Source organism: Microcystis sp. LE19-41.2A, assembly GCF_027530405.1.
Classification (GTDB): domain Bacteria; phylum Cyanobacteriota; class Cyanobacteriia; order Cyanobacteriales; family Microcystaceae; genus Microcystis; species Microcystis aeruginosa.
On sequence record NZ_JAPZQJ010000041.1, the window covers coordinates 1 to 12557 of the forward strand.

At 44.7% G+C, this 12557-nt stretch carries 9 protein-coding genes, 1 tRNA gene and 1 pseudogene; 2 read left to right on the forward strand and 9 right to left on the reverse strand.

Annotated elements, in window-relative coordinates; all coding sequences use genetic code 11:
* Positions 1-221: 221 nt before the first annotated feature.
* From O9290_RS02020 to ribD, 3 genes are all read right to left on the reverse strand, one after another.
* A complete protein-coding gene (locus O9290_RS02020) occupies positions 222-1724 on the reverse strand; it encodes a DEAD/DEAH box helicase (protein ID WP_106908979.1) in 1503 nt (500 codons plus the stop codon).
* Between the two features lie 338 nt (positions 1725-2062).
* Entirely contained in the window at positions 2063-4036 is a 1974-nt protein-coding gene (gene htpG / locus O9290_RS02025) for a molecular chaperone HtpG (RefSeq protein ID WP_288056630.1), read from the reverse strand.
* A 259-nt stretch (positions 4037-4295) separates the two neighbouring features.
* Positions 4296-5393, reverse strand: coding sequence for a bifunctional diaminohydroxyphosphoribosylaminopyrimidine deaminase/5-amino-6-(5-phosphoribosylamino)uracil reductase RibD (gene ribD, locus O9290_RS02030; RefSeq protein ID WP_288056625.1), 1098 nt, complete (start codon positions 5391-5393; stop codon positions 4296-4298).
* Positions 5394-5800: 407 nt separating this feature from the next.
* Here ribD and O9290_RS02035 point away from each other — a divergent pair, with 407 nt between their 5' ends.
* Positions 5801-7237 (forward strand): ammonium transporter, encoded by a 1437-nt coding sequence (locus O9290_RS02035; RefSeq protein WP_288056627.1) that lies wholly within the window; start codon positions 5801-5803, stop codon positions 7235-7237.
* A 176-nt stretch (positions 7238-7413) separates the two neighbouring features.
* Complete coding sequence (locus O9290_RS02040; RefSeq protein WP_288023856.1) at positions 7414-8838, forward strand: ammonium transporter; 1425 nt, start codon at positions 7414-7416, stop codon at positions 8836-8838.
* Positions 8839-9112: 274 nt separating this feature from the next.
* Here O9290_RS02040 and O9290_RS02045 read toward each other — a convergent pair.
* The 6 genes and pseudogenes from O9290_RS02045 to O9290_RS02070 form a co-directional block, all read right to left on the reverse strand.
* Positions 9113-9766, reverse strand: a pseudogene (locus tag O9290_RS02045) (glycosyltransferase); the annotation flags it as partial.
* Between the two features lie 422 nt (positions 9767-10188).
* Positions 10189-10260 (reverse strand) — tRNA-Gly (locus tag O9290_RS02050).
* A gap of 71 nt (positions 10261-10331) precedes the next feature.
* Positions 10332-10568 carry a hypothetical protein gene (locus O9290_RS02055; protein ID WP_002762421.1) on the reverse strand — a complete coding sequence of 79 codons (237 nt, stop codon included), beginning with the start codon at positions 10566-10568 and terminating at the stop codon, positions 10332-10334.
* Between the two features lie 29 nt (positions 10569-10597).
* Positions 10598-11143 carry a 6,7-dimethyl-8-ribityllumazine synthase gene (gene ribH / locus O9290_RS02060; protein WP_002762422.1) on the reverse strand — a complete coding sequence of 182 codons (546 nt, stop codon included), beginning with the start codon at positions 11141-11143 and terminating at the stop codon, positions 10598-10600.
* Between the two features lie 143 nt (positions 11144-11286).
* Positions 11287-11475, reverse strand: a complete 189-nt coding sequence (gene psbZ / locus O9290_RS02065) for a photosystem II reaction center protein PsbZ (RefSeq protein ID WP_002732865.1) — start codon at positions 11473-11475, stop codon at positions 11287-11289.
* 479 nt (positions 11476-11954) lie between these two features.
* A complete protein-coding gene (locus O9290_RS02070; RefSeq protein WP_288058919.1) occupies positions 11955-12401 on the reverse strand; it encodes a CopD family protein in 447 nt (148 codons plus the stop codon).
* Between the last annotated feature and the right edge of the window lie 156 nt (positions 12402-12557).

A 12557-nucleotide genomic window follows, 5' to 3' on the forward strand; every position in this document is an offset into this window, starting at 1 on the left:
AAGGCTTTCAAGACTCGGTTAACAATTTGTAATATTCCTTGTTGACACCCTTACTGACAAAGAAAAAACTGAAATCAAGTCAGGATAAGGGTTGGAGTGCTTACTGCAAAAATTGTTAAGAAAGATCCCTATAAGGGATAGTTGATAAGGGGGGTATCTGACAACTTTTAACACCTACCTACTTACCTTTATTATAGAGGAAAATCCCCCAGAGAAATTTTTTATTCTTCCTCTGACTCTGGAGAACTCACCCAAGGGGTAGAAGATTCGGCAGCTTTCGGGAAAGAAAAAGATTTTTTCGGAGGAGAAGGCAATAATTCCAATTGTCGATTACTGGTTTTATAGCTAGTTTTATTTTTCTGCTCTCCCCGTCGTCGTTGGGAGGTTTTTTCCTCCGTGGTATTTTCGGCTATCACTTCATACAAAATCGCCCGTTTATCCTCTTGTTGGCCTTTTCTTAACACCCGTCCTAAACGCTGAATATATTCCCTAGTGGAACCAGTTCCCGATAAAATAATCGCGATGCGCGCTTCCGGCACATCAACCCCTTCATTGAGAACATGGGAAGTCACCAGAATTTTGTATTCTCCCTGACGAAAACGGGTCAGGATTTCATGGCGTTCTTTCACGGGAGTTTGATGGGTTATGGCAGGTATTAAAAAGCTCTCGGAAATGCGGTAAACTGTGGCATTATCGTTGGTAAAAATTAAAATTGGTTCCGGATAGTGTTCACAGATTAACTCGGCTAAAACCCGCAATTTTCCCTGGGTTCCAGAGGATATTTCCTTCGACTCCCGGTGCGCTAACATCGCCCGGCGCCCTTCGCTACTTCTGGCACTAATCATGACAAAATTTTGCCAACCATCTAAACCAGACAAACTGAGATTATTTCTTCTTAAAAAATCATTGCGAATTTTAATTGCTTCTTGATATTTTTCCTGTTCTTTGGCGGATAGTTTCACTTTAATTTGAATTATTTCATGATCAGCTAGGGCTTTTCCTGACAAGTCTTGGGGACTTTTTTGATAAACAATTGCACCAATAAGATAATCTAAATCTTGATGACTACCATCACCGCGATCCGGTGTTGCTGTTAAGCCTAAACGATAGGGTGCGATCGAATCTTCTGCTATTTTCCGAAAGAAATCCGATGGTAAATGATGACATTCATCAAAAATCAAAAAAGCGTAACGATTGCCAAGAGTTTCTGAATAAATTGCCGCACTTTGATAGGTGGCGATTAAAATAGCACTATTATCCTTAGAACCTCCCCCTAATAATCCCACCTCGGCATCGGGAAAAGCCGCCAACATCTGGGCATACCACTGGTGCATTAAATCAATAGTCGGCACGATAATTAAGGTACTGCGGGGAGTCGATTGTAGAGCTAATTGGGCAAGATAGGTTTTACCGGCAGCGGTGGGAAGGACAATGACACCCCTTCTCTGGGATTTTTTCCAAGCGATTAACGCTTCCGTTTGGTGGGGGTAGGGTTCCCGTTCAAAACTGGCAATTAATTCTAAATTGTTGAAAGCTTTTGCTTCATCTTGGAAGTTAATGCCCTCCTCCTGTAGAGTTTCCACGAGAGGACGATAATGAATGGCCAAAATGCGAAATCTTTCGATACGATCATCCCAAGTGGCAAAATCTAGCCATTTTTTCCCTTTTGGTGGTGGATGGAGAATTAAGGTTCCTCGCTCATATTTGAGGGTGGGTAAGCGCATTTTTCAGTTATCAGTAAACAGTAAACAGTTATCAGTAAACAGAACGTAGGTTGGATTGAAGCATGAAACCCAACGCCCGCTCATGTTACGCTACCGCTAACCCATCCTACAAATAATTGTGCCTCCCTACTTATCAGTAAACAGTAAACAGTAAACAGTAAACAGTATAAGTGAACTGAAAACTTACATCTGATAACTGATAACTGATAACTGATAACTGATTCAAGGCTGACGGCGGCAAGATAGCTTATCGCTAGATTATATTGATCGGGTTAAAAAAATAGAGTGTGAATTAACACACTCTCAGCATATCGAAACAGCCAAAGTTTGGCAATAGATTAAATCTTTTCGGTTAGCTTAGTCAGAACGCGATTGGAACGTTCCACAAAAGCTTGCATTCCCTCGGCATCAAATCCTTTTTGAGCGATTAAAGCTAAATCATAAACGTGCTGACAGAGCATTTTCGCTAATTGCGCCGATGGAGATTCGCCACTACCGGTAACAATACTTCCCTGACTAATCTGGATAATCTGTTGAATTAGAGGATGATTAGTATTAATCATCAGAATATGTTCTTCGGGGAAAGCCATGGCTTTTTGCTGCATCATTGCCGTCATTTCCTGTAAGCGTCGCATCGCTTCTGGAAGTAAGACAATTGCCGGGGGAGTACCTTGGGGATCATCGGATTTCAAGGCTTCAGTTTTGATATTGATGCGGGAATTATCGAGAGCTTTGGCGAAGATTTCTTTGATCAATTCAGCCCTGGTTTTATTACTGGCGGGATCGATAATTTCACTAGCTTGATCCTGTTCGAGCAGCGTCGAGTCTAATTCAGAATCAACCCGGGTGAATTTCACATCAGAATATTCTCTTTCTAGGAAAGGAATAAAGTAATTAGTATCGATGAAAGAATCAAAGAAGAGGATTTCTAACCCTTGATTTTTGTAGAGTTCAACGTAGGTGGATTGACTCCGAGGATCGGTACAGTAAAAAACTCGATTTTCGTGGCGTTCTTTATGGCGTTCTAGGTAGGCTTTGAGAGTAGTATAACCTTCCTGTTCGATCGCTTCTAGGGGAGTTTTCGCCGTTGCTTCTTGCCATGCGTCACCTTCGGCGGTTTGCACTGCCACTTGTACCGGGGTTTCTGGGGGTTTGTAGGTAGTGCGATAGATTAAAATATCTTCTACCTGCTGTTTAAATTTATCCTCTTTCAAGGAACCAAATTTAATAAAAGTTCCCACATCTCCCCAACAACGAATATATTCTTTTGCGTCTTCATTGTAGAGAGATTTGAGGCGATCAGCAATTTTTTTGGCAATAAAATCGGCAATACGGCGAACGGTGCGATCTTTGGTTAAAGCACTTCGAGACACATTTAAAGGAATATCTGGACTATCGATGACTCCTCGCAAGGGTATCAGGAAATCGGGAATAATTTCCTCGCAATGATCGCTGACAAAAACCTGATTACAGAATAACTTTAATTGTCCTTTTGAGACATCCACATCCGGTCTGAGTTTGGGAAAGTAGAGAATGCCATTGAGCAAGAAAGGATAATCGGTATTCAGATGTACCCAGAGTAAAGGTTCTTCTTGGAAAGGATAGAGATAACGATAAAATTCTAGGTAGTCTTCTTTAGTCAGATTTTGAGGAGATTCTTTCCATAAAGCCCGTTGTTGATTAATCACTTCCCCATCAATTTTAATGGGAACAGGCATAAAATCTGAGTAGGTTTTGACTAACTGGCGAATGCGGGCAGGTTCTAAATATTCCCCTTCCTCATCCATTAAAGTTAGGGTGATAGTGGTGCCGATTTGGCTGCGGGAAGAATCGGTTAATTCAAACTCTGGAGAACCATCACAAGACCAATGGACAGGGGTAGCACCTTCCTGATAGGAAAGAGTATCAATCTCTACCTTTTTAGCCACCATAAAAGCCGAATAAAAACCTAGGCCAAAATGACCGATTAAATCGTTGGCTGATTTTTGGTATTTATTGATAAATTCTTCCGCACTAGAAAAGGCAACTTGGTTAATATATTTCTTGATTTCTTCCGCCGTCATCCCGATACCGTTATCGGTAATTGATAGGGTACGATTTTCTTTATCGATGGCGAGATTAATTTCTGGTTCGGGGACTTCTCCTCTCGCTTCTCCTGCTAAGGAAGCCATTTTTAATTTCGAGATGGCATCAACACTATTAGATATCAATTCCCGCAGAAAAATTTCATGGTCAGTGTAGAGAGATTTTTTGATAATAGGGAAGATATTCTCGGTATGAATCGTGATATTACCTTTTTCGAGTACCGTCATACGTTCAATCACTAAGGGTTTGACTATTCTAACTTTTTTATTTTGCTCGATAATGGCACCATTGATCACAGAGCGATTGCCCAACTTCTTCTAGGGGGATAACCGTACCGATAAAGGCATTTAACGGCAGCGGGGCGATTTCTAGAACTCGCTCGCAAAAATCGGGGTTAATTGCCAGATTATCGGGGTTATTGATGACTTTGTGACTTTTGCAAGCGGTTGGTTGAGATTTGCTGATTGAGGGGGAATTGCAGTAGCTCTACTGTTCACTTTGCAGATATCCCTCGATCAAAATATCGGGATTGAGATAATTAACCGTGACATTTTCTAACTGTAAAGCTTGGCTCATTAACTGGAATCCTAAATCACCCACGGCAGTAGGTGCTTGGATTCCCCCGATGATTTTGGGCGCGATAAAAGCGATAATTTTTTGTACCATGCCCTCAGCGATCGCCGCTGCACTTAAACCGCCGCCGCACTCCCACAAAACCTGACAAAATCCCCTCTGATAAAGATTTTCCATCACTAAAGTGGGTGTCACCTCGGTTAGTTCGATCACTTCTACGCCTTTTATTAATAATTGTTGCTTAAGCTTGACATTAGCATCAATTTGTGTATAGACAAGGGTGGGAAATTGACTGGTATCCCAAAGATGAGCGGAGGGTGGTAAATCGAGCGATCGAGTCATGACCACGCGCAGGGGATTATGATCGGAGAGGCCGTGAGTGGTTAGGTGGGGATTATCTTGACGGACAGTGCTACCGCCGACGATAATCGCATCACAGGCTGATCGCAGTTGATGGACTATTTGGCGAGAAGCGGGGCTAGTAATCCAAGTGCTATGACCGCTAGTAGCGGCAATTTTGCCATCGAGAGTCATGGCATATTTGAGGATACCGAAGGGTTTTTTAGTGGTGATGCGATGGATAAAACCCTGATTGAGTTGACGACATTCCGACTCCTCCACCCCCACCAGCGTCTCGATGCCTGCCGATTCTAATCTTTGAATGCCTTTCCCTGCCACCAGGGGATTAGGATCGATCATCCCTACCACCACTTTTTTAATGCCTGCTTGCACAATTGCCTCGCTACAGGGTGGAGTACGTCCATAGTGGTTACAGGGTTCGAGATTGACGTATAAAGTGGCACCACGGGCTTTTTCTGCCGCCTGTCTCAGGGCGAAAACTTCTGCATGGGGTTGTCCGGCCCCCGGGTGAAAACCTTCGCCGATAATTATACCCTCGTGAACGATCACAGAACCCACCAAAGGATTAGGAGAAGTCCGCCCCAAGGCTTGCCTAGCAAGGGTTAGACATCTTTGCATCATTGTGCGATCGAATTCCGTTGCTCGGGCCATGGTTTATTTCTCCAAAGGAGGGGAGACTTTATCAGTGATCAGTAATCAGTAATCAGTAATCAGTGATCAGTGGGAAGCTTTTTTCAGTGTTGCCAAAGGCACGGCGTAGCCGTCCAGTAAACAGTAATCAGTGAACTGAAAACTCACATCTGATAACTGATAACTTATCTACTATTGTTATTTTAAAGTGAAACGTATCAGAGGATACAGAAATCTCAAATAAAAAAAAACAAAGATCAAAAAACATTGACTACTCACACCCCAAGATAAATCCCTAGGTGTTTGGTCTTCTGAAATGATTGACCCCTGTTCCTAGGATTTAGCGGTTGAACGGACATAATTGCTCGGTAATTATTTTCAACAGTAATGAATCGACCTACTAACTCAAAAAAGTAAATGAATTAACGATGAAACGAATTGCTCGAAAATCTGGGGAACTTGTCGGTTTGTTACCGAAAATTAACCCTGTCTGGTTAGCCTGTGTTCCCTTGTCCGCGATTATTTTTGTGGTTTGGAACGCGGCCGTACACGCCCAGGATGCGAAACCCCTAACCCCCGAAGATGTCCAAAACGCCCTCAATACAATCTGGGTTTTAATTGCCGCCATTCTTGTGATCTTCATGAACGCGGGTTTTGCGATGCTAGAAACGGGATTCTGTCGCCAGAAAAACGCCGTTAACGTTCTCGCCAAAAACCTGATCGTTTTCGCCCTCTCCACCATATCATTTTGGGCGATCGGTTTCTCCCTGATGTTCGGGTCTGTCAGTAACGAATTTTTCGGTACAGGAGGCTGGTTCCTTAGCAGTAGCGATCCTGCCACCTACACCATGCCTGCCTCTTTGCCCACCTCGGTGTTCTTCCTGTTCCAAGTCGCTTTCGCGGGAACGGCGGCAACCATTGTATCTGGGGCGGTGGCAGAACGGATTAAATTCGTCGATTTCCTCGTTTTTAGCTTAATTATCGTCGGTATCATGTACCCGATCACCGGTCACTGGGTTTGGGGTGGCGGTTGGTTAGCTGACCTTGGTTTTAAAGACTTCGCTGGTTCGACGGTGGTCCACTCGGTGGGTGGTTGGTCTGCTTTAACCGGGGCGGCAATTCTCGGCCCGAGAATGGGTAAATACATCAACGGTCGCACCAGTGCCTTACCCGGCCATAACATGAGTATCGCGACCTTGGGTTGTTTAATTCTCTGGATTGGCTGGTTCGGTTTTAACCCCGGCTCTACTTTAGCGGTTAATGAAACTGTACCCTATATCGCTGTCACCACTAACCTCGCCGGGGCCGCTGGCGGCATTGCCGCTACCTTTACCGCTTGGGCGAAAGATGGTAAACCCGACCTTTCGATGATTATTAACGGTATTCTGGCCGGTTTAGTAGCCGTTACTGCCGGTTGTGATGGTGTTTCCTATTGGTCGGCGGCAATCATCGGTTTAATTGCCGGTGTAGTCGTGGTTTACTCGGTGTCTTTCTTCGATAACCTGAAAATTGATGACCCCGTGGGTGCGACTTCCGTTCACCTCGTCTGTGGTGTGTTTGGAACTTTAGCCGTCGGTATCTTCAACAAAGATGCGGGTTTAATCACCGGTCAATTCCAACTGTTTATTAACCAAATTATCGGAATTGTGGCAGTGGGAGCATTTACCCTGATTGTTAGTGGTATTGTTTGGACAATCCTTAAGGCTACCCTCGGTATTCGTGTTACTCCCGAAGAAGAAATGGAAGGTTTGGATGTGGGTGAACACGGAATGGAAGCCTATAGCGGTTTCGTCAAGGAGTCCGATATCGTTACTGGTGGCTATTATGCTTCCAGTGTTGACATGGAAACGCCCAGCAGTCGTTAGGGTGAACCTTGTAAAGATAGATTAATTAGATCCCCGACAAAGTTAAAGAGAAAAGGAAGAAGGCCTCGCCCCGATGCGATCGGTGGCTATAATTAGCTTCTAAACCTTTTCTCTTTCGGTTTTTTGTCTCTTTCCAGACAGAAAAAATTAATCTTGCTACTAGGCACCAACCGTCAATGAAAAAGATCGTAGGAATAACCATGCTTTTGCTGGGACTGGGATTCAATTTCGGAGTTGCCCCGGTTTTTGCGGAAACCGTCGCCGCCGCTCCCCCCAATCCGATTAGTGCTGGAGATACAGCTTGGATGCTGATCTCCTCAGCTTTAGTTTTATTAATGACCCCCGGACTGGCTTTTTTTTATGGGGGTTTAGTACGTTCGCGTAACGTCCTCAACACCATGATGATGAGTTTGGTAGCCATGGGCGTAATTGGTGTAACTTGGGTGCTTTGGGGTTATAGTCTCGCTTTTGATGTCACCCCGGGTAAAAGTGGTTTTGGTGAAGGGATTGAAGCTTTTATCGGTGGTCTGGATTGGATTTTTCTCAACGGAGTCACCGCCGCCGCACCTGACAATATCGGTTATGCACCCACCGTTCCCCATCAAGTGTTTATGGTCTATCAGATGATGTTCGCCATCATCACCCCGGCTTTAATTTCGGGTGCGATCGTGGAACGGGTTAACTTTAAAGCCTATTTTTGGTTTTTACTGCTTTGGTCCACCTTTATCTATTCTCCCCTAGCTCACTGGGTTTGGGGTAAGGGTTGGTTGGCAGCCACTGGGGCGCTGGATTTCGCCGGTGGAACCGTTGTTCACATTAGTTCTGGGATTTCCGCACTGGTGGCCGCTTGGGTAATTGGCCCGCGGCGTAGTTTTGGAACTCAAACCTATGCACCTCATAATGTGCCGTTTGTTCTCCTCGGTATCGGTTTACTCTGGTTCGGTTGGTTTGGTTTTAATGGGGGTAGCGCGCTTTCCTCTAGTTCCCTAGCTACGACAGCCTTTGTTAATACCACGATCGCCGCTTCGGCTGGTGGTTTGACATGGATGCTGATAGAATGGATTTTACGGGCTAAACCGACAGCGATCGGTATTGCTAGCGGATTTTTGGGGGGATTAGTGGGTATTACTCCCGCTGCCGGTTTTGTTCTACCCATCGGTGCGATTCTGATTGGTTCGATCACTGCCCTTACCTGTTTTTTTGCGGTTAGTCTGCGGGCAAAATTGCGCTTTGATGACTCTTTGGATACCTATCCTGTCCATGGTGTGGGTGGGACAATAGGGGCGCTGCTTACGGGGGTTTTTGCCACTAAATCGGTTAATTCCTTGGGTAATGACGGTTTACTATTTGGCAACCCCGGCTTAGTCTGGACGCAATTTGTTGGCGTTGCCGCTACTTATATCTTTGCTGCCGTGGGTACTTTTGTTATCCTGAAAGTTCTCAGTCTATTTATGGAGCTGCGGGTTAAACCGAATACGGAAGCGGAAGGGTTAGATGTGCCTCAACACGGAGAGGAAGCCTACGGACAGGAATTCGAGTTTGGTAGCAGCTTTTCCTACCAAGAAAATCCTCCTAGCACAAATCCTCGAGAAAATTATTAGCGATTCAATCGGCTATCAGTCCGGCCAACAGAGGCGAAATTTCGTCTCTGTGAAACTGGGCTAAAAAATTCCGTTTTTGGTCGTCTTGTCTCTGTCACCGGGGATTGTGATCCTGTCCGTCGCTGGCAAAGAATGCTCGATCGTTATTGTGCGAAGATTCTCCGAGACGGAGAAACTCTCTGCCAAGGCTTAATAATTGGCGATCGCTAAGGCGGATCAAGTTTGATCCAGATGGGCAAAACAGCAAAAAATTACCGATTCCTACTGACAAGAATCAAGAAATTTGTAAGCCAGCTAACTCAGCAATTGTATAGGTGGGTCTGCCTTTAACTTCCTCGTAAATTCTGCCGATATATTCTCCTAGTATTCCGATGCTAATTAGCTGTACAGAACCCAGAAAAAATATAGCGATCATAATCGTGGCAAAACCCGTGATCGGTGAGTCGGGTTGCTGTAAACGCCAATATAATACTAACAGAGCCATAATCAAAGATATCAGGGCAGAAAATAATCCTAGATAGGTGGCAAAACGTAAGGGGACACGGGAAAAAGATACTAGGCTATTAATAGCTAAAGATAATGATTTGCTAAAGGTATATTTTACTTCCCCGGCAAAGCGCGCATCCCGCTCAAATTTAACCGCAGTTTGTGGAAAGCCAATCCAAGCGCGCAACCCACGAATATAACGATTTCTTTCCGGGAGAGAATTTAATAGATCTACCACCTGACGATCCATTAAACAAAAGTCTCCTGTATCGTCGGGAATATCCACATCAGCTAGTCTTTTAAGCAAACGATAAAAGAGATATGCCGTCAGTTTTTTAAACCAACTTTCTTGTTTTCTTTTGGTTCTTTGGGCATAAACTACTTGATAACCCTCTTGCCATTTTTCAATCATTTGGGGAATTAATTCGGGTTTGCTTAATAATGGTAAAACCCTTTTAAAATAAAGCTTTTGACCTGTTAAAGTCCGATGTTAGTGCAAGAAAATAGGATTGGGACGTTCAAAAACCTTGCATTATCCTTCTTGTAGTACATCGCTTGGTACAAAAAACAAGGGCAACAAAGCCAAACACGACCGGCTCCTGACGACCGGCTACTGACTCCTACCCCCAGGAAAAACTTTTTCAGCAGACCCTAAATAAACTATCAGTATAGACCTCGTTTCCACACAGAAACCAGAAGAGCCCATCCGGTGGAGCGCCAATTGAAAAGCTTAAGGAGTATATCAAAAATCAGGATACACCTAAAAGTTAGTTGGCAATTTTTCGGACATCGAGTCCTCAAATTGCCGCGCTTTCCTTCCCCACCCCGCGTTGTTGAGGGTGGGGACTGACGCGGATTCGTTCAAGCGGGCAACGCGATTCGAACGCGCGACATTCACCTTGGCAAGGTGACGCTCTACCACTGAGCTATGCCCGCAAGCCTTTTTTTTACACTTCCCCAAGTATGCCAAATCTCAGAGCATTTGTCAAGTGGTTTGGAGCATTTTTTTACAATGATTCATGTTCTGGCCAATCCCCCAAACCGGTAATAGCTTCGAGAACCACTTCTATCTTAGCCTGTAGTCGGTTGAACTGATGTTGCAAGCGATCAAAGCACTTGTCAATGGCGGCGAATTTTTCAGTGATAGGGCGTTCCATAGCCTCAAAAGCTGCCGTAATCCGCTCCTCTGGGTCTAGAGCTAATTCCAGAGTCTTGATTCTCTCGACAGCGGGGAGTGGGGACAACTAAAACCCTAAATGCTGGGGGAATTTTCTTAGCCTTCCATCAGTGCCTGTTGGGGATTATTTTGCAATAATTCTAGGGGTTTATCTTCATTCCGGGGGCGCAATTGACGCATGAGACTAGCCATTTCTAGGGCAGATAGGCCATAATTCCAGCCCAAATTACTTTTAATACCGGCCCGTTCGAGGGCCTGTTGTAGAGTATCAGTGGTGAGAATACCGAAGACAACGGGAACACCGGTCTGAAAAGCGGCTGCGGCGATACCTTTAGCGGCCTCGGCAGCAACGTAGTCAAAATGGGGCGTTTGTCCGCGAATAATTGCCCCTAGACAAATAACGGCATCGTAACGGTGGGAAAGGGCGACTTGACGGGCTACCATTGGCACTTCAAAGCTACCCGGTACCCAGATATAATCGACTTGGGTGCCATCGGGATTGACATCAACCCCGTGACGCTTGAGACAGTCTTGACAGCCTGATAACAGTTTATCAGTGACGAGATCATTAAAACGACCAATCACGATCGCAAAGCGCAAAGAGGATATGTCCTCGGTAAAATTTCCCTCAAAAACAGTCATAGGTAGAAGGGGATAGGAGTGGGAAGTGGGGAAGTGGGGTAGTGGGGTAGTGGGGAAGTGGGGTGTGGGGAGAATACTGACTCCTGACGACTGACTCCTGACGACTGACTCCTGACTCCTGTCCCCCGTCCCCCTGATCAAGACTAAATCACTAAAAAGTTTAAAATAGCGACGGCAACGACTAAAATCGCCCAAATTGCCGAACCCACATAGAGAAGGGGTTTCGATTGATCCCAGTTTTGGGGGGAAGCATAGGCAACGGGGACACCAATCACCATCAGCAAGGAAAATAAAACTAAGGCAATGAGAAAAAATTGAAAAACAATAGACATGATTGGGTTCTCCTAAAGCAGTTGATGTTTATTTAGATAATTCTCCCAGATTTGATACTTGTATGGAAGAGCCTCGCTTCCACTCAACTTAACTGGACGATCCTTCCTCTAAGTCCTCTCTGAATCAGGGGTTCCCAGGAGATATCCCTGTCAGACTGAATCCACGAGCATTTTAATTTTACTGCCAGTGACTACCCAGCCGCAGCGGGTTCTAAAATTTTTTTGATGTCTCCATCCTTGTCAAAAGCAGGATTGTAAGGGTTAGGTGGGGGAAGTGACTCCCTGTAATCCCTTGCCCAGATTACAGTATTTTCGCGTTTTCGCCAAACCTGCCCTAGAAAGGTCTCCAGACTGCTGAACTGCTAAGGGACCTGCGTAGGAATAATATCCCAGCCGGACAGTCGCTCTGTAGAAGAATCAGACAAGCCATAAATGGTACATTATCAAAGCGCAAGTCCCTAAAAGCTAATGGTCAAGTCCTAGGTCAAGCCCCCCAAACGGATGCCAGCGCCAAAAATGACGAATAATACTGCTAGAGTGGTGACGGCGACTATGTGCAGGGCGAGGAAATTTAAGTTTTCCTCGCTCAGTTTAGGAATGAGAAAAAAGCGGGAATGAAGGGCCAAGATGAGAGTTAATAGCAGTAAAGCTAACTTAATTCCTATATAAACCGATAAAAAACTATCAAATGACCAAAAATCACGAAAACCGGGCAAATAAATCCAAGTCAGTACTAGGCCTGTTATTACCTGCAACAATAGCGCAGATAACCCAAAACCTTCAAAATATTGCTCAAATTGACGAATTCGGTCTGGTTCTCGGTTTTTGAGGGCCTGGGGTAGAACGGTGACTGCCAACAATAAATGGCCACCGGCCCAGACGGTCGCCCCTAGGGTGTGGAGAATTACTAAAATTTTGAACAACATCGGTTTCTCTCAGTCATTAGAACTCTTGCAAATTAATTATATGTTATAATGATTGGTTAACTAATTTTCCCAAAAAAATTAGTTAACCAGTACATTCGTCCTGAATGAAAACTTGAAGTTTAACTTTTAACTCAAAACTCTTTAGAGCTGCTTTAA